This is a genomic window from Halopelagius longus (assembly GCF_900100875.1).
Taxonomy (GTDB): domain Archaea; phylum Halobacteriota; class Halobacteria; order Halobacteriales; family Haloferacaceae; genus Halopelagius; species Halopelagius longus.
Map to the genome: position 1 here is coordinate 785,640 of NZ_FNKQ01000001.1, position 21,715 is coordinate 807,354.

Below are 21,715 nucleotides of genomic sequence, written 5' to 3' on the forward strand. Positions count from 1 at the left end.
TGAGTCGCGCACTCTGCCACGCTGCGAAGTGATCGTTCATAGCCGGCAATAGACGATGGAAACCCTTGCCGCCCACCGATCAGATCATCATTCACAAGTCCGATCTCACGTAGGTGTCCGTGGATACGCAATTCCATGTCTCTCGAGATTGCCATCGATGGGTATAGTGGGGGTGCCTCTAGTTTGAACCCTTGGACCGATTGTGTCCCTTCTTTGGAGACTGCCAGTAGTGCAAGATATGAGATGGTTTTCTCCACGGCGTCCGCACCTAACGACCGTGGTAATCTGGTTTACTCACTATCCAAGCCCAGTCAAAGATCCTTTGAGATCGACTCTCTATACCTTTACTCGGAGTTTTCCTCAACCCACCAAATAGGAACTTGATCCCCACTCTTTTCGGTTACTGGATGACACTTGATCTGCCCAGAGCTGAGTAGAGACGATAGGGCATGCCGAGCCGCATCTGGAGCACAACCAAGTGCAGCAGCGATTTCAACAGTACTTGCAAATGGATCCCGGATTTGCTCTAGTAACTCTAGCACCCTCTCTGGAGAGACCTCTTCATTAGGATCATCACTATCCTTTCTGTCTTCTATGATATCACGGATCGATGGAGGAAAGCTATCTGCATCTTCAACGATGTCGTCAATAGCTGACTCCAGAACCGACTTATCTCCCTCGGCGGTATGACTGTCTAGATCTGGTAACTCGTCCAGTATTGCCTGTTGATGAATCTCCTCCTCTAATGCATCCATGTTCACCTCCGGCTTCGTTGAGGATCTGTAATTCTTGATTTCACCTGGTTTGGACGGTGATTGACCCTTATCGACGACTGCGCTATTTTTGTCAATACCAAGATCTTCCGAGGTGATTCGGGCTACTGCATCTTTGATTTCGACTTCCGTGTCTAAGTATTGGGAAAATAGCGTTTCGAGAACTGCTTTCTCTCCTTTCGGATATGAGGACTGGAACCAAACGCGTACCGTGTCTAATTTCGAAGTATCAATTGGGACTCCACCCGATAGAGTGAGCAAATCGTAAAGCCGATTTGCCTTAACTGGCCCCCCCTGTTCTACGGCGGCGATGAGATTCTCGGTGCTATGGATCCGTGCTATGTCGACATCGAACCGCACAGATACGTCAACATGCTCACCCCAGTATTTCTGTGCAAATTCCTCTTCAGCCTCCTCAATTGCCTCAGTAAGTAGCCCTTCAAAGTCGTAATTCTGCTCTTTGAGGCCGAAATATGTCCAGTATAGAAGTGCACGAACGGCCTCATGAAACTGAGCATCTTCTACGTTGGCCTCGCGAGAAGGGTCAAGGAAAATCCGCTTACGATCATCATCACCGAGCAGATATTGTATGGTGTCAAAATCGAGAATTCCGTTTGTGATCCGTTCACGGATGGTCTTTCGCCGATTGGAATACTGCTGTGTATACTCGTATTTGATTTCGCCCCTAAGAAGTGCTCTATCCTTTGGGGTGAGTATACCTCGAGGGCGCTCATTGCGGTCAGACATAGTAAAGCCAATTTGGCTTAACCCATCAGAGCAAATATATTTACCGTGCCAATCCGTCTACTGCCAATGCGAGCAGTTGACCACAATAGAACCGATCGACGTCCGGGGCACGGCCACTAACCAGGCCCCGGACATCGGAATGATCGATCACGGAGCGAGCCAGTAGGATGGTGCTCCGTATGTTCCCAGAGGGGAGCGTACGGTAAGTGCGTTTTCCATCAACCTATTGCGTTCGTTCCTGGGCCTCGTCGTACCCTAATTCGACGAACGACTGAACGAATGCAGATCAAAACCAAACGACAGATCCGACAACGTGGAAGTAGAGTCCGCTGTAGACCTCGCAGGTCCACCATTGCAGAAGAAGCACACCTGGAGGTTGAAGTCTATGAGTAACGGACTAACTCCCAAGGCACCTGCCGAGGCTGTAAAGGAGTACCTCAATGCGAGGGAGTCCAAACTATCGGAAACGACTATAGAGAGTCAACGAAATCGGCTGGAGGCATTCGTTGAATGGGCAGAAGAGAACGGGCTCCAGAATATGAGTTCACTCAGCGGACGAGATATCCACTACTTCCGTATGTGGATTGAAGAGCGTGTTGAGCCAGTAATTCTTGCGGGCCATTTGCAGACTCTCAGAGAGTTTCTGGAGTTCTGTGCTTGGAGAAGCGTAGTTCCGAACGGGATCTCTGAGCGGGTTCACATCCCGACAGTAGAGCCTGAAGAGGAGACACGAAACCACTTCTTAGGGCCGGATCGAGGAAAGGCAGTACTGGACTATCTTCATCAATTCCAGTACGCCAGCCGTGACCACGCCCTGTTCACACTTCTCTGGCGAACAGGAATTCGACTTGGAACGTTGCGATCGTTCGACGTCGGCGATTTCGACGCTGGAGCACAGTTACTCCGTATTCGGCATCGACCGAAGACGGAGACGCCCTTAAAGAACGGAAGTGACGCGGAGCGGTCAATTAGCATCAGTAGTAGTACCAGTAACGTAATTCTGGACTACATCAACCATCATCGATGTGATGTCATCGACAGATACGATCGAAATCCTCTGATCACGACTCAACAAGGCCGGGTTAGTAGAGGAGCAGTCCGAGACGCAGTTTATCGGGTTACTCGCCCGTGCGTGATTGGGAGCTGTCCCCACGATCAGGATCCGAAAACATGCGAAGCTATGGATTCTGGTTCGCCCCAGAAGTGTCCGAGCTCGCGCTCACCTCATAGTATTCGCCGCGGATCGATGGCGTGGTTCCTTCGCCGAGGGACATCGTCAGAGCTCGTCTCTGATCAGATGGACGTATCGAGAGGCATCTTGGAGAGTTACTGGGGTACGGGGGGTGAGTGGGTTTGAGCGACTCACCGACCTACGAGGTACCTATCGCCGGTGAAACCGATGGTAGTGGAGACCGGATCCCTGACCTCTCACCGCGGGAAGCATTAGAGAGGTGGCTGAGCAGCATTCGCGTCTCAAAGGCAGAGTCGACTGTCTCAGCGTATTGGTATCAACTCAAGCACTTTGCCGAGTTCTGCGAGGAGGAGGAAATCGTCTCGATCAGCGATGTGTCGGGATGGGACCTCGAGGAGTACAAGAACTACCGCCTTTCAACGGGGATGAAGGCCGCGACGTTGAACAAGGAGTTCCTCACGTTGCGCAGTTTCCTCCAATATTGCGCCCGTGTCGAGCTCGTCGATGATTCGCTCCCGGAGAAGGTCGACCCGCCGGACGTCTCGCGAGACGAGTTCGTTGATGACACTCGACTCCACTCGGATAACGCGAAATCACTACTCGACTACTACGAAGCGAACGAGTACGGTTCGCGTGCCCACGTACTACTCGCATTAGAGTGGTACACCGGCGCCCGTCTCGGGGCGATCCGCGGTCTCGACATCGACGATTACGATTCGGAGAGGGAGTACCTGCAGTTCTTCCACCGACCGGCCGACGATACACCGCTAAAGAACGGCAAAGACGGAGAGCGGGCTGTCGGTCTTCCGACGGACATCTGCGAGATTATCGACACCTACCTCGCGGAGAATCGGCACGCGGTGCACGACGACAACGGTCGGCGTCCCTTGGTAACCAGCGAGGTTGGTCGTCCGTCGAGGAACGCAGTCCGAGCGTGGACGTACATCGCGACCGTTCCGTGTATTTACGGTGCATGTCCTCACGGGAACAACCCGGAGACGTGCGACTACCTCTCGTACTCCACCGCCAGTCAATGTCCATCGTCCCGAAGCCCGCACCAGGTTCGGACCGGCTCGATTACGTGGCAGCTGAATCGGGGAGTGCCAATCGAGAAGGTGGCGAAACGGGTGAACACCTCAGTTCGCGTACTGAAAAAGCACTACGACAAGCCGACCGAGCTGGAGGACCTCGAAGAGCGCCGTCGTGAGTACGTCGATCGTCTTTCCTTCGGCGATTCTGAGGGGGGTGGAGCATGAGGGCCGTGTGTATCCCGCCCCAACCCACTTCTCTTCGAGACCACCGACGAGCGATAGCGAGGAGACCGTGTATCGAAGTGACCGTATTCTCCGCTGATTCGGGAAGTCAATATAACGGACGGGAAATTATAATATCATAGACACCATTGGCTCTACGTGCACACCGTGCTACATACTGGCACGGTTCCGAAGCCGGATAGATCCAGAGAACAGTTCCAGCGCCGACCGTTGGAGCACCTAAAAGCCACAACAGAAAACCGATGTCACCGAAACGGGCCGGACGCGAACGAATCGATTACGACCGACGCAAACTCCTGAAAGCGATTCCACTGGCCGGAGCCGTCGCAATCGGTAGCGGAACGGCTTCGGCGAAGCCTGCGTTCCCGGATACGATCCCTCTCCCCGAAGGATTCCAGCCCGAAGGGATCGTCACCGGCCGGGGGACGACGTTTTTCGTCGGGTCACGGGTCTCGGGGGCGGTCTACCGGGGTGACTTGCGTACCGGGGAAGGCGAGGTCTTCGTACCGGCGGCCGAAGACCGGGTCGCGATCGGTCTCTCGCACGACCACCGGAGCAACAACCTCTTCGTTTCCGGGGGCGAGACGGGGAAGGGTTTCGTGTACGATGCGAAGACGGGAGAGTCGGTCGCTACCTACACCCTCACCGACCCGGGAACGTTCGTGAACGACGTCGTCGTAACGTCGTCGGCGGCGTACTTTACCGATTCGTCCCGCCCTTACCTCTACAAGGTGCCACTCGGTCCGGCCGGGCAGTTACCCGAGCAAAGCGAGGTAGAAGAGATCCCACTGGGCGGCGATTTCCGGTCGGTCGAGGGGTTCAACACCAACGGCATCGACGCCCCGCCCGACGGAGAGTTCCTGATCATCGTGAATTCGTCCACCGGACTACTGTACAAAGTGGATCCGGAGTCGGGCGACGCGAGTGAGATCGATCTCGGCGGAGAGACGGTGACGAACGGGGACGGAATCCTGTTGGATTGCAAAACGCTGTACGTCGTCCGAAACGAAAACAATCTCATCGCGGTTGTGGACCTCGAATCGGGAAAAGAGGAGGGGGAAGTAGTGTGTGAGATCACCGATTCGGATTTCGACGTACCGACGACGATTGCCGAGTGCGGGGACGCCCTCTACGCGGTAAATGCTCGGTTTGGAACCGAGAACCCCGAAGACGCAGCGTATACCGTCGTCCGCGTTTCGAAGAAGAGACGCTCCGAATAGATATCGGCAAGTCACACTTCCGCGCCGAAGCACCGCTCAGACCACCTCAGCGAGGAATCGGCCCCTCACCGGTGGACGATGAGCAGTTCTTCGATGGAAACAGTCTTCGTCGAATCCTGTCAACGTCGCCTATGGATAGAAACGAACTGTACCGCGTCGTCGGACTATTTCTCTTGGCGATGGTGACGCTAGCGAGTGATCTCTCGTCGCTTACGTTCCCAGCCAGCGTATTCGGCTCTCTCGCGTTTGCCGTCTCCGTTGCCGTGATGATTCTCGCACCGTCGTACGTCATCGCGGATACCGTGATGGAACTGACCGAGAGATAGGCCGTCTGTGCCGAGCGTTTGTCGCCGTAGAGTCGTTATTCGCTGCGTCCGCCGCGAGAACGCCTCCGAGTCGGCACTCGACCCTCTCTGCACCTCCGATTAGCCGAGTTCGACGGGCAGGTCGTCGTTCCGAAGCCGGTAGTGTGGCGGTTCGAACGCGGTCGTCACGGCGTGGACGCCGACCCCGGCGTCCCGCACGCGTGCGAGTAGGTCGCCGAATTCGGGGTCCACCTCGCGGTACGGGCGGAAGCGTTCCACGTCGGGCCGTTGGACGACGAAGACGACGTGCGTCTCGTACCCGTCCTCGCGGAGTGCGTCGAGACTGCGGAGGTGGCGACGGCCGCGTTCGGTCTGACGGTCCGGGAACTTGGCGACGCCGTCCTCGACGTGCGTGCAGGATTTGACCTCCACGTAGGCGGTCTCTTCGTCCGGCGAATCGAGGAGGAAGTCCGTTCGGCCGTGGTCCGGGAGCGAGGGTTCCCGTTTTCGGGTCGCGTACCCGTCGAACGCCGGTATCGCGTCGCGAGAAAGTGCGCGTTCGAAGAGGTCGTTCGCGAGAGCGGTCCTGACGCTCACGTACACCCCCTCGACGTCGACCGCGATGGCGTCGTAGTCCGTCGCCCTGTCGGGGTCGTCCGCGGGCGAACAGAGGATTTCGCGTCCCGGTTCGACCGTACCTTCGAGGGCGCCGGGGTCGCCGAGGAACGCGCGTTCGGGCGCGTCGTCGAAGCGGACGCGGACGACGAAGCGGTTCGGGCGGTCCACGACCGTCCCCGTCAGGAGGTCCTCGTCGAAAGTGAGAAGCGGTTCCATGCCAGTCTCGTCTGGCGTACTACCGGACGACCCTTCGACCTTTGGAAGGCGGGGCGGTCCACCCGACGCCGCGGTGCCCACTCTTCTCTCGGAGAGACGGTCTATCTGACAGGCAGTTATCGACTCTCAACATATTTAGGTACAACACTTTGGGGGGTGGAGGACGTTCCTCGAAGTAGAAACGATGGCTGCAAAAGAAGGCGGAAACTGGTTCGACGGGGCGTTCGGCGACTACTTCGCCGTCCTCGGAGAGGAGCACCGAGACGCCGTGGTCGAAATTCTCGCGGACGAAGGGAGTTCGGTCGGCCTCTCGGAGTTGGCCGAACGGGTCGCCGCGGAGACGCGAGGCGTCTCACTCGACGGCCTCCCTGCAAGCGACGTCGAACGGGTGGAACTGTCGCTCCACCACAACCACCTGCCGAAGTTAGACGAGGCGGGCGTCGTCGCGTACGCGTCCGGAGAGAAGCACGTCGCTCCGACCGACGACACCGAGGCGGCCGACGACCTCGTCGGGTCGGACCACCCCTTCTCGACGGTCTGAAAGCCTCGCTGCGGTGTGCCCCGTCGCGCCGAGTCGGGCGGCGGAGCGGACCAGTCCGTCCCCCGGTCGGTTACCCCCTCCGACCGAGGTCTTCGATGACCGATTCGAGCCTGAAACACACGCGAGTGACACATTCTAACTGAACTACGGTTTCCATCGAGCGACGCTGTACTATCCGTCGGATTGGCCAAACAGTTTACAGACGTACGACGTCCTCAGTTCGGTGGTGGTTCTATGAGTGCCAACAGCCCCAACAAACTGTTTAAGAGCGAACTGCAGGACATGTACAGCGCCGAACAGCAGATTCTGAACGCGCTGGAGGAGATGTCCGAGGAGGTGGAGGACGAAGAGCTTCGGGAGGCGTTCTCCCAGCACCGCGAGCAGACCCAAGGGCAGATAGACCGACTCGAACAGGTGTTCGAGAAGGTCGGGATGGAACCCGAGGCCGACGAGTGCAAGGCCATAGGAGGCCTCATCGAAGAGCACGAGGAGTTCACCCAGAAGGACCCCTCCACGTCGGAGCTGGAAATCTTCGACAACGTCTCGGCCCAGAAGGTCGAACACTACGAAATCGCCTCGTACGGGAGCCTCGCTAAACTCGCCGACCAACTCGGCATGGACGACGCCGGCGACCTCCTCCACGAGACCCTCGAAGAGGAGGAGCAGACGCTCACCAAACTGGTCAACCTCGCGAACGACTACGACTACGACCAGTTGCAGGGCGAGGCCTGACGCCGCCCCTCGGACGAGACGACGCGTACTGTCCACACCCGCGCTATTTTCTACCGAACCGGAGACGCCGAGTCCGACCGCACGAGGGCGTCAGTCGCCGTCGAACGGCCGAGCGTCGGCGAGGTCGAACAGGTGGACGATGTCCTCGCGGCCGTAGTGGTCCAACAGGTCACGCAGGGCGCGGAACGTCAGCGTCTCCGTCGCGCCGGCGTCCGCGAGTGCGACGTATCGTTCGCCGAAGACGGGGACGTCCGCGTTGAGCACCTTCTCGAAACCCCGGTACTTCGACGGCCGCACCTCGTCGAGGTCGATGCCGTGTTCGTAGTCGGTCCAGCGCGTCTCCTCGGGGTCGATACCGACGCGCTCGCAGGCGTCTTCGAGGCGGGTGTACTCGCCGAACGCGTCCCACGCGTCCGGTTGCACGTCGTCGTGTTCGAGTTCGTCTTCGAGCAACCGCGCGAGCCTCGACGCCGCCTCCCCGTCGTCGTCGCAGGCCTCCCGCGCCCGTTCGATTCGGCCGAGCAACTGCGGGCGGTCGAATCTCCCGCCGCCGTACGTGAGGTACGTCTCCCCCTCGCGCGCGTCCATCCACTCGGCGACGCGCCCGCAGAGGGCGAGTTCGTCTTCGGGGGAGTCGGCGGTCCGAAAGAGCATCTCCGTCTCCCGGTCCCCCGCCGGCGACTCGTACCCGAGGACGACGGCGAGGAGTTCGAAGTACCGCGGGTCACCGAAGTCCGGGGGCCTCTCGTAGCGGTCGAGCGTCGGACTCACCGTCTCGATGTCGATGGCGAACCGTCCCGTCATCCGTCGCCCACCTCGGATTCGAAGGAGAAGTACGATGCGATTTTCCCGGGGCGACTCGCCCGCCGTCGCCCGGCCGAGAGCCGTCGAGAACCGTGAGGAAACGTTTTTCCGCTGCCTCCCGTGGTACGGGACGTAATGGCGACACAGGGTGAGGACGCCGAGGGCGGGGGACGGACCGAACGGGGGGTTCGGGTCACGCTGGACATCTGGCATCCCGACTGCTGGACGCTCGAGGTGACCGAGGAGACGGACGCGGGACTCCTCGGCCACGGCGTCCACAGCATCGACGGGACGGCGACGGGGCGATTCACGGCGTACGCCGATTCGACGGCCGAACTCGACGCCCTCGTCGCGGCGGTACGCGACTCCGAACTCACCGAGTCGGTGTGGGAGACGGACGAGGAGGCGGGCGCGGAGACGCCGGTGGCGGGGAGTGCGACGCGCGGACTCGTCGTCCGGTACGATCTCTCGAACAGCATCAACGACGCCCTCGTCTCGCGGGGGTTCATCCCGGACGAACCGGTTCGGATGCAGGACGGCCGCGAACGGTGGACCGTCCTCGTCCACGAGACGCGCCGAACCGTCCACGACCGGTTGGAGGAGGTCCGCGAGGAGATGGACGCCGACGTGCGCGTCGAACTCATCACCGCGCCCGTAGACGGGACGGGGATGTTCCGGACGGACGCCCTCTCGGAACGGCAACGCGAGGTGTACCGCCTCGCCCGCAGGCGGGGGTACTACACGTGGCCGCGGAAAGTGTCGGCGGGCGAACTCGCGGCGGAGGCGGGCGTCTCGAAGGCGACGTTGCTCGAACACCTTCGGAAGGCGGAGTCGAAACTGCTCGGAGACGTGGACTGACTCTCGGGGTCGGTAACGCGGACTCTATCGTCCGAAACCGAATCGCTCGGTTTGCGACGTTCGTCTGCGTGTGTAGCGTCCTGCGGACCGATACTGTTCGAGGCCGTCGCGTCAGGGCCCGGGCCGGCGGGAGAGCGTTTCGACTTCTTCGAGCAGTACCCTCGGGGCGACACCGTCCAGATACCGGACCGTGTTGCTCCTCGCATCGTACTCCACGATACCGACGTCGTCCAACCGCGGAAGCGCAGAGTGGTGGAGTTGGACGGCGATCGCCCCCAAGTCGGCTTCTACCTCTCTTCGTACCTCGCGCGCGAGGCCGGCTACCGTCGCGACGCTCTCGGACGAATTTCGGAAGTGAAAGATGACGCTGCGACAGTACTGATCTGCGAGCACGGTGAGAAGCCGGTCTAACTCGTCGGGGTCGATCGATTGTCGGGGAGCCATGTAGTAGATCACCTCTCACAGTATCCGTGTGAACTGTGTATGCGACCCGTCTGGACCGCCGAAGGGACGGTACGCTGCCGTCTCCCGTCCGTAACCGAGGCGGACACGTACTATGTACTCTCGGGTACTGTACTTCGTTCCGAGGCGGGCCGGACCGATAATGGTACCTTTCACCCACATTTTCATAGACAGTCCCCGATACGTCGGCGGTTCGCAGACGACGGCTGTCTCGCCTCGCGGCCGCCCTCTCATACTAGGGAGGGTCGCTATGCGGCAGTAGAGTGAGACGAAGTAGCATGTCATCTGTTGACGTAAACGACGGGCGGAGTCTCAAGCGGAACATGGGGCTGTTCGGCGCACTCAGCACCGTCGTGGCGGGCACCCTCGGGGCGGGGTTGTTCGTCACGTTGGGGACGGCGAGTGCGACGACGGGGCCGAGCGTCATCCTCGTCGTCGCCCTCTCGGGCGTCCTCGCCATGAGCATCGCGCTCAACTACGGGTGGGTCGCCACCATCTTCCCGGGGGCCGCGGGGTCGTACGCGTACGTCTCGCGGACGTTCGAGAGTCGGCTTCCGGGCTTCGTCGTCACGTGGTCGAAGTGGTTGGGGTACATGGCGGCCGACGCCGCACTCGCCATCGGGTTCGGGTCGTACCTGCAGGTGTTCTACCCGGCGGTGGACCCGACGCTGGCGGGGTTCGGCCTGTTGACCGTCCTCTTTCTCGTCAACCTCGTGGGGACGAAAGGGTACAGCGTCTCGCAGAACGCCATCTTCGGCGTGCTCATCCTCTCCATCCTCGTGTTGGTGATTCCGGGGTCGTTAAGCGTCGAACCAGCGAACTACCGGCCGTTCTTCACCGGCGGGTTCGACGGCTTCCTCGGCGCGGCGGTTCCCCTGTTCTACGCGTACATCGGCATCGCCGTCGCCGGGCAGATGGGCGCGGAGGTGAAGAACCCCTCGCGGAACCTCCCCTTGGCGATGGCGGGCGGGACGGCCATCCTCATCGTCCTGTACATGTGGACCTCCGCGGTCATCTACGGCGTCGTCTCCGACTACACGGTGTTGGCGAACTCGGCCCGACCGCTGGCGACGGCGGCGGAGGCGTTCCTCGGCGATAGCGCGACGGCGATAGTCGCGTTCGGCGGCCTCCTCGCCACCGCCTCCAGCGTCCACGCGGTGATGGCGGCGGGCATCAAGATGCCGTACTCGTGGGCGTGGGACGAGGTGTTCCCGAAGTGGTTCTCCTCCGTCTCCGAGCGGTTCGGAACGCCGCACTGGTCGCTTCTGACCCTCTACGCCGTCGCCTCGGCGCTGACGTTCTGGAGCACCGGCCTGAGTCAGGCCATCGCCATCGCGACGTTCAGCTACCTCATCGCCTACGCCGCCGTCTCCATCACCGTCCTCTACATCCTCTGGACCGAGTCCAGACTCGCAGAGAGCGCCGGGTTCACCCGCCCGACGCTCCTCTCGGTGACCGGACTCGTCGGCGCACTCGGCTCCGTCGGCCTCCTGACGCGGGCGTATCAGGGGTCGCTCTCCGTCTACGTGCCGTGGGTGGCTATCGGCCTCGTCGTCTTCTCCGTCTTCTGGTACCGCGGACAGAAGAAGGGGGTGGACGTGGAGGCCATCTTGGCGACGCTTCCGGGCGTCCCCTCCGACGAGTACGACCCGCAGGTGCGCACGAAGGGGGTGGCCGACGATGACTGACGGACGCGACGTTGACGGACGCGACGCCTCCGTGTCCGACGCACCGAACTCTCTCGCCGTCGATTACGACGAGACGGTGTCGCTCCTGCAGGACCTCGTGCGGATTCCGAGCCCGTACTTCGAGGAAGACGAGATGAGCGAGTTCGTCTACGAGTGGTTGGACGAACGCGGACTCGACCCGGAGTACCACCGCGTGAGCGAACCGGATATCACCGAGTACGAGGGGAGAAACGTCGTCGCGCGACTGGCGGGATCCGACTCCGACGCGCCGACACTTCTCCTGAACGCGCACATGGACACCGTCCTCATCGTCGAAGACTGGGATGAGGACCCCACCTCGGGGCGCATCGAGGACGGGAAACTGTACGGGCAGGGGGCCTGCGACATGAAGGGCGGCCTCGCCGCCGTGATGAAGGCGTTCGAGGCACTCGCCGAATCGGACGCCGAACTCCGCGGCGACGTGCTTCTGACGGCCGTCGTGGACGAGGAGGGGCCGTACGGCCTCGGGACGGACCGCCTGATACGCGACGGCTACACCGACGACTGCGACATGGCCGTCGTCACCGAACCCGGTCCGGTTCTGGCGCAGGAGGACGTCGAGAACCCCGCCCTCCTCCTCGGCGCGCGGGGGCGCTTCCTCTACGACATCGAGGTGCGCGGGAAGGCCGCCCACGGGTCGAAACCGAGCGAGGGCGTCAACGCCGTCGCGGACGCCGGGCGGTTGGCCGCCGGACTCGCCGAGATGGAGACGGGGACGCACCCGAAACTCGGCGACGGGTCGGTCTGTCCCCTCAAAATCGAGGGCGGCAGTCAGACGCTCTCGGTGCCCGAACGCGCCCGGTTGATGGTGGACCGCCACGTCGTCGTCGGCGAGACGGAGGAGGACGTTCGCGCGGACGCCGAACGCGTCGTCTCCGAACTCGGCGTCGAGAGCGAGGTGGACGTGGGGTTCCGCGAGGCCCCCTCCGACGACATCCGCTACGGGCCGTACGTCACCGACGAGGACCACCCCCTCGTCACGTCGTTGGCGGCGGCGACGCGCGAGGTGACGGGCGAGGACCCCGCGTACGGCTACTTCTCGAGCGTCGGCGACTTCAACTACCTCGGCGACAGGGCGGGCCTCCCGACGGTCATCCTCGGTCCCGACGGGGGGAACATCCACGCCGCCGGCGAGTTCGTCCGCCTCGACGACGTGGTGGAGGTGGCGGACGTGGTGACTCGGGCCGCCGCCGACCTGTTGGGGTAGTCGGACTCGCGCGTCCCTCCTCTCGACGCGCCCGCGGCGGGGAAAGCGTATTTAATTTCGAGGTGTACGGTGGACGCAATGGAGTCGCGCCACCGCGTCGTCGTCGGCGACGCCCGCGAGATGGACGTCGAAGACGACGCCGTCGAACTCGTCGTCACGTCGCCGCCGTACCCGATGATCGAGATGTGGGACGACCAGTTCGCCGAACTCTCCGCGGACGCCGCCGACGCCCTCGCGGCCGGCGACGGGGCCGCCGCCTTCGACGCGATGCACGAGGTTCTGACCGAGGTGTGGCGCGAGGTAAAGCGCGTCCTCGTCCCCGGCGGCATCGCCTGCGTCAACGTCGGCGACGCGACGCGGAAGGTGGACGACAGTTTCCGCGTCTACCAGAACCACGCGCGCATCGTCGAGGCGTTCGCGGAACTCGGATTCGAGCCGCTTCCGGACATCCTGTGGCGGAAACCGACGAACAGCGCGGCGAAGTTCATGGGGAGCGGGATGATTCCGCCGAACGCCTACGTCACCCTCGAACACGAGTACGTCCTCGTGTTCCGCAACGGGTCCGAGTCCCGCGGGTTCGACCCCGGCGACACCGCGCGGTACGAGTCGGCGTACTTCTGGGAGGAGCGGAACCGCTGGTTCTCGGACGTGTGGACGGACGTGACCGGCACCTCCCAGCGCATGGAGGGGGCGGGCGGTGCATCCTCGGAGGGGGGCGACTCGCTCGGGGAGTTGCGAGAGCGAAGCGCCGCCTACCCCTTCGCGGTGCCGTACCGCCTGATAAACATGTACTCCGTCTACGGCGACACCGTCCTCGACCCCTTCTGGGGGACGGGAACCACGTCGCTGGCGGCGATGGTCGCCGGTCGGAACTCCGTCGGCGTCGAACTGGAAGCGGGCTTCGCGGACGCCTTCGGCCGGCGGGCGGCGGACGCGCCCGCCCTCTCCCGGAAGGTTGCGACGCGGCGACTCGACGACCACCGCGAGTTCGTCGCCCGACGCCGCGAGGAGGGCGAGGAACTCGGGTACGAGTCGGAGACGTACGACTTCCCCGTGACGACGAAACAGGAGCAGTCGCTGACGCTCTACGTCGTCGACGAGGTGACTGAGACGGACGAGGGGTACCGCGCGCGGCACGAACCGCTGGAGCGGTAGATCAAGGCTGGGACGCGCCCTCGAAGTCGACGCTGCGGGCGCGCCGCCGTATCTCGTCGGCGTCGCCCGTCTGCAGGCCGCCCGCCGCCTCGTCGTACACCACCCGTCCGTCGACCATGGTGAACTCCACGTCGTCGCCGTGCGCGCCGAAGACGAGGTGCGAGAGCACGTCGTGAAGCGGCGTCGCGCGCGTCACGTCCGTATCGAGGGCGACCACGTCGGCCTTCCACCCCTCGCGGAGTTCGCCGACGCGTTCGAACCCGGCGGCCTTCGCGCCGTTGACCGTCGCCATCTCGAAGATGACCTGCGCGGGCGTGGCCTCCGGGTCGAGGTGTTCGACCTTCTGAAGCAGGCTCGCCTGTCGCATCTCGGTGAAGGGGTCGAGCGTGTTGTTGCACGGCGGGCCGTCGTTGCCGAGAGCGACGTTGATGCCCCGGTCGAGGTAGTCCACGACGGGCGCGACGCCGGAGGCGAGTTTCATGTTCGAGGAGGGGCAGTAGGTGACGTTCGTCCCCGTCTCCGCCAGCAGTTCGCGCTCTCTCTCGTCGGTCCAGACGCAGTGGGCCAAGACGACGTCCTCGCCGGTGAGGCCGACTTCGTGGAGCCACTCGATGTTGCGCATCCCGGTGTCCTCGGCGACGGTTTCGACCTCGTCGCGGTTCTCGCTTGCGTGGGTGTGGATGGTCACGCCGTCGTACCGGTCTGCGATGTCGCGCGCCCCGCGGAGGCACTCCTCGGTGCAACTGACCGCGAACCGCGGCGTGACGGCGTAGCGAATCCGGCCGTCGCACGCGCCGTGGTACTTCTCGACGAGTCGCTCCGTCTCTCTCAGCGCGGCGTCGGTGTCCTCGGCGAGTCCGTCGGGCGCGCGCTTGTCCATCAGCACCTTGCCGAGACGCCCGCGGATGCCCATCTCGGCCGCCGCCTCGAACGCCTCGTCGGCGTGGGCCACCGAGAGATGGTCTACGACCGTCGTCGTTCCGCTCTCTAACAGTTCGAGATAACCCAGTTCCGCGGCCGCCCGCATCCCCTCGGCGTCCAGCGACGCCTCCATCGGGAGGACGTGCTCGAACAACCAATCGAGGAGGGCGGTGTCGTCGGCGATGCCCCGCCCGAGACTCTGGACGGAGTGGATGTGGCCCCCGACGAGGCCCGGGACGAGCAGGTCGAACTCCCGAACCTCGTGGTCGGGGTGGGCGTCTTCGACCGCCGCTCTGTCGCCGACGGCGACGATGCGGTCGTCCTCGACGACGACCGCGCCGTCGTCGTGTACGGTTGCCGAGTCGGCGATGACGGTTCCGGCGAGTAGCATCTTCCCTCACGGTGGTGGGGAGTCCGACTGATAGGGGTTCCGAATCGGCTGCACCCTCCGGGGGTGTGCCGACGAGCGATAGAGCGACGGCGACCGGTGATGCGGTAGACGCCCTCCACGCCGCCGTGCGGCGTTCGTCCGGCCGACCCGCGTCGGACGGGCAGAGACGCGTCTCTCACCAGCCGATGACGGTCTGACGACGGCATGCGAGCGGCGACGTTTGAGCGCCGTTCGACAACGATCGCTCCCGGAACCGCTCCGGTTACGAGGTATCTCGACGCGGCAACCGGCGGTCGGCCCGTGACTCGGCCGCTACCAGGACGACGTTACGCCGTATCCACGTTCGCATTATCCGTCCGACGGGACGAAGCCGCCAGAGCGAACGCGGCGAGTGAAACGGCGCAAACACCGATTCCGACGATTCCGTCGGTTACTCCGGAGAGTGCGAGCGCTAACCACCCGAACGCGCAGAGAGTTCTCCAGAGTCGGTTTCTGTCCGCTGTTACCGCCTGCCAACCGCTGTTACCGGCGAGTGTCAAGCAGGCGGCTAAGAACAGTACTTCCACGATACTACTAGCGGAGACCATCTCCATAGTTGTTATTTAGACGACATTATTATTCCTTTCGCCGATGTCGAGGGGATTCTCTTCGGCACGTGTCGCGTTGCATACCTCAGACCCCGGGTCGGACGGTTCGGGGTCGTTCAGTCCCGCCACAGACCGGAGAGCCAGATGCCGCCGGAGGTGAGCAGGCAGACGACTCCGACGGCGGAGGCGACGACGCCGAGGAGCAGTCCGTCGGGGAAGTCGAAGTCGTCCGTGTGAGAGGCGGTCTCGACGGCGTAGTGGGTGCCGTTCCGTTCGACTATCGCCGCCGAGGGCATCGGTTCGTCCTGCCACGGGCGGTAGTCGTACGCGTCCTCCGACACCGTCGCGTTCCGTACCTTCCGGAACGTCGCTCGCTCGGCGGCCGAGAGCGTCTCGTACTCGACGACGAGTTCGTCCCTGACTGCGGCCGCGATTTCGGAGTCGTTCGCGCGCGTCGTCGCTACCGTCCCCGAGGAGAGCGAGTACGCGTAGTAGGCGTCGTACGACTCCGTGAGGAACGTGTAGTTGCGCCGCAGTCGCCGAACGTCCGACCGGACCGCCAGGCTATCGACCGTCGCGGAGCCGTTCCGAATCGCCCGTTCGAGCGTGCTGCGGGTCCGGTTCGGCGCGCGGAGCCCCGACGCGACGTGGCGGTACTCCACGTCCTCGGGGTTGAACGCCAGTCGTACCGCGTACTGGTCGGCTAAGCGGGAGTCGTTCTCGGCGTCTATCGGCGTCGCGGTGTACCCGTTGGCGACGCGGTGTCGCTCCGGGCCGTCGAGTCGTTCCGCCTCGATAGCGTAGACGGGACCCGGGAGGAGCAGTAACCCGACGAGGAGGAGCACGCGGACCGTGCGCTTCGAGGACATCTCCGCCGACAGTCTCCGGTCGTCTGATAAGTGTTTTCTCGTCTCTCGGGCGCGCGCCGACTCACGGCAGGAACGGCGGTTGCGCCGTCGGTAGCGAGATGAGCCAGAGGCTCGCGGCGGTGTACCCCACCATGACGAACACGAACGGGAACTGGCTCCGGATGGCCTGCATCCGACTCGGGAACAGGCGGTAGGCGATGGAGTGGGCGACCCAGACGGCCAGCACGTGGCCGCCGAGGACGAACACGATGTCGAGCGCGCTGAACCACGCGGGAAGCGTCAGCACCAGCGGATTCGCCGGGGGCGACAGCGGCGTCCCGACGACGGCGACCAACGACGGCGCGAGCGAGACGAAGAAGCCGAAGTAGTGCGCGAGGTGATAGCCCGCCGCGATGGCCAAAAGCGGCGGCGCGAAGCCCACCGCGAGTTCGTGCGCCGTGCGGTGCGTCCGCAGGCGGTCGGCGGCGGCGCGGGAGGCGAGGAGGTACGCGCCGTAGAAGACGAGGAAGCCGAGGACGAACAGGCCGCCGTAGACGAGGAGGGGCGGGACGCCGACGCCGACGGCGGCGCGGACGAACTGTGCGCCCTGCCGAGTCGTCACGAACCCGCTGAAGGTGAGTTCCCACACGAGGGCGACGGCTATCGCCGCGTCGTCGAGGCCGGTCACGAGGCCGTTGGCGTACGCGTCGTCGCTGTCGCCGCCGACGAGTCGCATCCCCGGCAGGTGGACGCGGAGGCGTCCCTCGTCCCACGAGAACGGCGCGACGCGGCCGTAGAACCGGAAGAACACCGAGACGGGGTCGACGTTCCGGAACCACGTCTCCGCGCCGACGGCGAGGGCCCCCGAGACGGTCAGTAGCGAGTAGGCGACGACGGCCGCGCCGAGCAGTCTCGGCCGGGAGGTGATTCCGGTCGTCGTCTCCATCCAGACGAGGCCGAGGAGGCCGACGACGGCGGGCCACCGCCCGAATCGGGCCGGGTAGTCGAGGAATCCGTTCGGGAGGCGCGCGGCGACGGTCCGCCACGGGTTCAGCGCGGGCCAGACGTTCCCGACGGCGTAGGAGACCATCGTGAGACCCGCGCGCAGGCCGGCGAAGACGACGACGACGGCGAAGTTGACCGTCGGCACCCGCGGACCGGTCAGACCGCTGTAGGCGACGAGGACGAGGCCGACGAGTCCGAGGAGGTGAAGCGAGACGACGCCGACGCGGTAGAGCGACCGGACGCCGACGTCGCGGTGGGTCCGGTGGATGTCGCGGACGAACCGCCGGTCGGTGACGAAACTGGCCAACAGCGCCGACGCGCCGATGGTCGCGCCGCCGGTGGCGACGTAGAGCCACCGCGGAATCGACAGCGCGTCCCTCGACGCTCCCTGCAGGCCGACGGCGGCGTTGCTGGCGGCGACGCCCTCCGCGACGAGGAGCGTTCCGACGAGGGCGAGACAGCACGCGAGTGCGCGTCCGAGGAGTTCGTCACGCGATGAGGGCATAGGCGATGAGGAATCCGAAGTAGAGGAGAACGAGGACGCCCAGCGCGCGGATGCGGAACGAGCGAATCTCCGCCTCCTCTTCGAGGTACGCCTCGCGGTACGATTCTCGCTCCGCCTCCGTCATCTCCGCGGGGTGGCGCACCCCGCGGTGGAGGACGCGGAGTCGGTCCGTCGGGAACGTCCGCCCGCAGGTTCGGCAGGCGACCCCGTCCGTTCCGGTCGTCTCGTCGGGCGCGTCCGTCGTGGCGTTCGTCGTCTCCGTCATGGGTTGTGAATGTGGTCGTCGGTCGTCTTCCGTCCGTGCGTCGGTGTAGGAGCGACCGTCTCTCAGGTGTTTCGTCTCGTCGGCGGGGTGCACCTCACTCGCTCACCTCGAACGTCACCGGCGGCATGTCGAGGAACGCCGTCTCGTAGCCGTCGTGGCGGGCTATCTGCGGCGGCACGTCCACGGTCACTTCGAGCGTATCGCCGCCGCGCACCTCGCCGACGCCCGCGCCGTAGTGGTAGCCGAGTTCCGGGTCCAGCGTCCGCGCGAGAGAGCCCTCGAACGCCGTCTCGCCGTCGCGGGTCAGCGTCGCGGTCAGTCCCATCATCGGCAGGGCGATTCGGTTGTGCGGCGTGCGAGCCGAGAGGTAGAGGTAGGTACCGTCGAAGTCGCCGAACCGGCTATCCCGATTCTTCGCGGCGAAGGCGTGGAAGACGGCGTCTCCGCTGGTCGCCCGGCCGAGATGTCGGCCCGGAAGGGCGTCTTTCTTCGGTACGACGCCGACGGGGAACCCCATGTCCATGGGTTCGACCGCGCCGCGTTCGCCCGCGTCCTCGAGGCGGTTCAGCGGAACGTCGTGCAGGTCGTCCGTGTCGAAGGTGAACGCGAACGAGGCCGTCTGCGCCGACTCGAAGCGTCCGGCGAACGCCCCGGTTCGGTCGAGGGAGACGCCGCCGACGCTCACCGTCGCCTCGTACTCGCCCTCGCCCTCTAAGACGTAGTTCGACCCGTAGTGGAGACCCATCTGCTGGGAGAGCATCGGGTAGGCGAGTTCCTCGGTGACGAGACTCCCGTCGCGAGTTATCTCGATGGTCACCCCCGAGTCGAGGGGGAGGACCGTCCGCGTCTCGCGGTCCCAAAGCGAGACCATGAGGTGCAGCGAATCATCCGACTCGACGACCGTCTTCGTCAGTTCGGTGCCGGTGAGCGTCCAGAAGCGGTGCGGGTACGAGTACGTCAACGCGACGCCGTAGGGTCCCGTCGTCGTCGTTCCGTACGTCTTCATCCCTTCGGTGAGGGCGGGCCGGTAGACGGCGTTCGGGCGGTCCTCGACCAACGGCGGGTCGCGCCACGCCGACTGCGTCTCGAACCCGAGCGTTCCGAGACACCCCGCGGTGCCGACGAGCGAACCCGCCCCGAGTGCCTTGAGAGCGTCGCGGCGGGAGAGGTTAGGTGACATGGTGCGAGACTGCCGTCCGCGGCGGCGGACGACGCCAATGGGCCCTCTTACGGTCCGACGGGGATGACGTTTGCGAAGGGGGCGCGCGGTTCGACTCGCGGACCGAACGGCGGCGCGACGAACGGACTGCGGACTACTCGTCGAGAATCTTGTGCTGGAAGGCGCGGTAGACGCTGATGCCCGTCTCCGTGAGGACGACGTTCTTCTGTTTGCCAGCGGGTTCGAGGCGGATGTACTCCTTCTCGCGCAGGGGGTCGATGATGGCGGCGTCGAGGCGGCGGTACTCCGACTGGCGACTCTCCGTCGAGTAGTTGTCGAGAAACGGTAGGTCGTAGTCCTCGGCCCTGTCAATGAGGTTGCGCTTGTTGACGGAGTAGGGCTTCTCGACGGTCATCTCGTAGAGGTACCCCATGATGTGGACCTGTTCGCGCGTCGGCGACTCGATGGGGTAGTCGGGCACGGTGGTCACCTCCGCGACGCCGCGGGTAAGCGGCGTCTCGGCCACGTCGTGGCCGTAGGACTCCGGCGTGACGCTGTAGGGGAGGGCGTCCGTCGTCATGCAGGCGATGGCCGCGCCGACGGCGGCGACGTTCGGTCCGGAGGAGATGTTGACGAACACCTGGTCGTCGTCGTGTCTGGCGGCGATCGTCGTCGCGACGCCCATCACGTCGTACACGTCGCGGATGCGTACGGGAACTCCGCGCGCGTCGCAGAACTCGTCGAGTTCCTCGCGGACGGCGAGTTGGTACGGCGTCGCGGCGTCCCAGTCCACCGCCTCCGCCTCCGGCGTCCACGCCGTATCGACGGATAGGTCGCCCGACTCGTCGGGCCCGCGTCCCGGGTCGTTCACGAGGAGGTACACCACGTCCGCGGCCTCCCGGCGGGCGGGTTCGACCACCCGGTCCCGTTCGTAGCCCAACGGGGCGATGTGAACGCGTCGCCCCGACGGAAGTGTCGCGTTCATGCCACGAGTGGAGCGAACAGGTATATCAATCTTCGGACGTGATTCGACGGTCCGACGGACGGACCGGAGGAGAACGGGGGAAGAGAAAGGGAGAGGGCGGAGGTGGTTGGAGGGCCGAAGCGGAGGGGGTGAGGGGGCGGGCGAGTGGAGGGGAGTCGGTGAGGGCGGAGGGAGTTCCGCGGGCACCGAGGCGGCGTCCGCGGCGCGCGCGCCGTCGCATCGCCGACTTACCGGGGAAACCCCGGCACGGGACCGGTCGGCGGTCGGGGCCGACGACGACGCGCACTCGTTGCTTCCTCCCGACGGTGGTTCAACATTATCTCGTTACAATCGTGACAATCGTGAACGACGGGACGTTCGAGTCGTTCGCTTCGACCGAGAGAAGAGGAGACGGACGGAGGCGGTCAGTTTCGCTGGGGAATCGCGTCCGCCTCGGTGAGGTGGATGCGGCCGTTTCCGTGGACGACGACGTGGAATCCGGCGTAGTCGAACGAGACGGTGAGACCCTCGACGGCCGAGGGGCCGTCCACTAGCGAACTCAGCGCGTCGGGGTCCACGACGGCCGCCAACGGCGGCAGGTCGACGGCGTCGGTGCCGGAGACGTCGGCGACGAGAGAGACGAGCGTAGTCGCAAGAGAACCCCCAGCGGATTGCGGTAGTAGCTCTTCGTGCATGGTATATCGAGACGGGGTGACGGGATATAAACCCTGTAACCGCCGCAGGAACGCTCTCGGGAGATGTACGAAACACGTCATGTTTCGGTCGCCGCGCCGTCGTCCGAATCGGGTCCTCGCGCGCCGTCGCGGCCGAATCCGTCCGGTAGGAACACTCTCTCGGGCGCTAACCCGCGGCAGAGGTAAGGCGCTCGCATCCGTACCCGGGCCATGGACGTAGAGGTAGCGGTTCGACTCCTCGTGGCGGCGTTCTGCGTCGTCGCCCCCTCGGTTCTCTTCGTCGGCCTCGTCAGGGGACTCGACAAACTCCGGGACGACCGCCTCGTCGAACAGGTTCTCGAACGGATGGACGACGACGACGCGACCGCGCCGACGTACCGGCGCGCCCCGTTCACCTCGGCGGTGAGCGACGGCGGACGGGCGGCCGAGACGGTCGCATGCGGCGTCTGCGGCGCGCCGAACCCCGCGTACGCCTCGTACTGCGGAACGTGCCTCTCGGCACTCGACGGCGACTCGGAAGCGTCGAAATAGAAGAAAACGGGAG

21 protein-coding genes are annotated in these 21,715 nt (G+C 64.1%); 10 read left to right on the top strand and 11 right to left on the bottom strand.

The window, feature by feature from the left end; genetic code table 11:
- Positions 1 to 344: 344 nt before the first annotated feature.
- Positions 345 to 1,520: a DUF8102 family protein gene (locus tag BLS11_RS18985; RefSeq protein WP_139172768.1), complete on the bottom strand. Its 1,176-nt coding sequence runs from the start codon at positions 1,518 to 1,520 to the stop codon at positions 345 to 347.
- A gap of 1,353 nt (positions 1,521 to 2,873) precedes the next feature.
- Between BLS11_RS18985 and BLS11_RS04085 the strand changes: the two genes are divergently transcribed.
- The 3 genes from BLS11_RS04085 to BLS11_RS04095 all read left to right on the top strand — a co-directional run bounded on the left by BLS11_RS04085 (position 2,874) and on the right by BLS11_RS04095 (position 5,532).
- Positions 2,874 to 3,968 carry a tyrosine-type recombinase/integrase gene (locus tag BLS11_RS04085; protein ID WP_175454370.1) on the top strand — a complete coding sequence of 365 codons (1,095 nt, stop codon included), beginning with the start codon at positions 2,874 to 2,876 and terminating at the stop codon, positions 3,966 to 3,968.
- Between the two features lie 260 nt (positions 3,969 to 4,228).
- Positions 4,229 to 5,206, top strand: coding sequence for an SMP-30/gluconolactonase/LRE family protein (locus BLS11_RS04090; protein WP_092533316.1), 978 nt, complete (start codon positions 4,229 to 4,231; stop codon positions 5,204 to 5,206).
- A gap of 131 nt (positions 5,207 to 5,337) precedes the next feature.
- Entirely contained in the window at positions 5,338 to 5,532 is a 195-nt protein-coding gene (locus BLS11_RS04095; RefSeq protein ID WP_092533319.1) for a hypothetical protein, read from the top strand.
- 99 nt (positions 5,533 to 5,631) lie between these two features.
- On the opposite strand, the gene sfsA is transcribed toward BLS11_RS04095, so the two are convergent.
- Positions 5,632 to 6,345, bottom strand: a complete 714-nt coding sequence (gene sfsA / locus BLS11_RS04100) for a DNA/RNA nuclease SfsA (protein ID WP_092533322.1) — start codon at positions 6,343 to 6,345, stop codon at positions 5,632 to 5,634.
- A gap of 184 nt (positions 6,346 to 6,529) precedes the next feature.
- Here sfsA and BLS11_RS04105 point away from each other — a divergent pair, with 184 nt between their 5' ends.
- Complete coding sequence (locus BLS11_RS04105) at positions 6,530 to 6,886, top strand: DUF7344 domain-containing protein (RefSeq protein WP_092533325.1); 357 nt, start codon at positions 6,530 to 6,532, stop codon at positions 6,884 to 6,886.
- Between the two features lie 234 nt (positions 6,887 to 7,120).
- Positions 7,121 to 7,618, top strand: coding sequence for a YciE/YciF ferroxidase family protein (locus tag BLS11_RS04110; protein WP_092533328.1), 498 nt, complete (start codon positions 7,121 to 7,123; stop codon positions 7,616 to 7,618).
- Between the two features lie 90 nt (positions 7,619 to 7,708).
- Here the strand turns inward: BLS11_RS04110 and BLS11_RS04115 are convergent, their stop codons facing one another.
- Entirely contained in the window at positions 7,709 to 8,422 is a 714-nt protein-coding gene (locus tag BLS11_RS04115; RefSeq protein ID WP_092533331.1) for a hypothetical protein, read from the bottom strand.
- Positions 8,423 to 8,557: 135 nt separating this feature from the next.
- On the opposite strand from BLS11_RS04115, the gene BLS11_RS04120 reads away from it, so the two are divergent.
- A complete protein-coding gene (locus tag BLS11_RS04120) occupies positions 8,558 to 9,280 on the top strand; it encodes a helix-turn-helix domain-containing protein (protein ID WP_092533334.1) in 723 nt (240 codons plus the stop codon).
- A 111-nt stretch (positions 9,281 to 9,391) separates the two neighbouring features.
- Here the strand turns inward: BLS11_RS04120 and BLS11_RS04125 are convergent, their stop codons facing one another.
- Positions 9,392 to 9,724, bottom strand: a complete 333-nt coding sequence (locus BLS11_RS04125) for a DUF7344 domain-containing protein (protein ID WP_139172769.1) — start codon at positions 9,722 to 9,724, stop codon at positions 9,392 to 9,394.
- A gap of 296 nt (positions 9,725 to 10,020) precedes the next feature.
- Here BLS11_RS04125 and BLS11_RS04130 point away from each other — a divergent pair, with 296 nt between their 5' ends.
- From BLS11_RS04130 to BLS11_RS04140, 3 genes are all read left to right on the top strand, one after another.
- Positions 10,021 to 11,430, top strand: a complete 1,410-nt coding sequence (locus BLS11_RS04130; RefSeq protein ID WP_092533340.1) for an APC family permease — start codon at positions 10,021 to 10,023, stop codon at positions 11,428 to 11,430.
- A complete protein-coding gene (locus BLS11_RS04135) occupies positions 11,423 to 12,676 on the top strand; it encodes a M20 family metallopeptidase (protein ID WP_092533343.1) in 1,254 nt (417 codons plus the stop codon). The genes BLS11_RS04130 and BLS11_RS04135 overlap by 8 nt, the downstream gene beginning before the upstream one ends.
- Positions 12,677 to 12,754: 78 nt before the next feature.
- The gene (locus BLS11_RS04140; protein WP_092533346.1) at positions 12,755 to 13,831 is read left to right on the top strand and encodes a DNA-methyltransferase; all 1,077 of its coding nucleotides are present in this window, start codon (positions 12,755 to 12,757) and stop codon (positions 13,829 to 13,831) included.
- 1 nt (position 13,832) lies between these two features.
- On the opposite strand, the gene BLS11_RS04145 is transcribed toward BLS11_RS04140, so the two are convergent.
- The 7 genes from BLS11_RS04145 to BLS11_RS04175 all read right to left on the bottom strand — a co-directional run bounded on the left by BLS11_RS04145 (position 13,833) and on the right by BLS11_RS04175 (position 21,171).
- Positions 13,833 to 15,143, bottom strand: coding sequence for a 5'-deoxyadenosine deaminase (locus BLS11_RS04145; RefSeq protein WP_092533349.1), 1,311 nt, complete (start codon positions 15,141 to 15,143; stop codon positions 13,833 to 13,835).
- 703 nt (positions 15,144 to 15,846) lie between these two features.
- Complete coding sequence (locus BLS11_RS04150; protein ID WP_092533353.1) at positions 15,847 to 16,599, bottom strand: DUF7979 domain-containing protein; 753 nt, start codon at positions 16,597 to 16,599, stop codon at positions 15,847 to 15,849.
- Positions 16,600 to 16,660: 61 nt separating this feature from the next.
- On the bottom strand, positions 16,661 to 18,088 hold the full coding sequence (locus BLS11_RS04155; protein WP_092533356.1) for a hypothetical protein: 1,428 nt from the start codon (positions 18,086 to 18,088) through the stop codon (positions 16,661 to 16,663).
- A complete protein-coding gene (locus BLS11_RS04160; protein ID WP_092534481.1) occupies positions 18,072 to 18,353 on the bottom strand; it encodes a C2HC-type zinc finger protein in 282 nt (93 codons plus the stop codon). The genes BLS11_RS04155 and BLS11_RS04160 overlap by 17 nt, the downstream gene beginning before the upstream one ends.
- 94 nt (positions 18,354 to 18,447) lie before the next feature.
- Positions 18,448 to 19,533 carry a DUF7350 domain-containing protein gene (locus tag BLS11_RS04165; RefSeq protein WP_092533359.1) on the bottom strand — a complete coding sequence of 362 codons (1,086 nt, stop codon included), beginning with the start codon at positions 19,531 to 19,533 and terminating at the stop codon, positions 18,448 to 18,450.
- Between the two features lie 133 nt (positions 19,534 to 19,666).
- The gene (locus BLS11_RS04170; protein ID WP_092533362.1) at positions 19,667 to 20,497 is read right to left on the bottom strand and encodes an HFX_2341 family transcriptional regulator domain-containing protein; all 831 of its coding nucleotides are present in this window, start codon (positions 20,495 to 20,497) and stop codon (positions 19,667 to 19,669) included.
- Between the two features lie 404 nt (positions 20,498 to 20,901).
- The gene (locus BLS11_RS04175; protein ID WP_092533365.1) at positions 20,902 to 21,171 is read right to left on the bottom strand and encodes a HalOD1 output domain-containing protein; all 270 of its coding nucleotides are present in this window, start codon (positions 21,169 to 21,171) and stop codon (positions 20,902 to 20,904) included.
- A 210-nt stretch (positions 21,172 to 21,381) separates the two neighbouring features.
- Between BLS11_RS04175 and BLS11_RS04180 the strand changes: the two genes are divergently transcribed.
- Positions 21,382 to 21,702 carry a hypothetical protein gene (locus BLS11_RS04180; RefSeq protein ID WP_092533369.1) on the top strand — a complete coding sequence of 107 codons (321 nt, stop codon included), beginning with the start codon at positions 21,382 to 21,384 and terminating at the stop codon, positions 21,700 to 21,702.
- Positions 21,703 to 21,715: the final 13 nt, after the last annotated feature.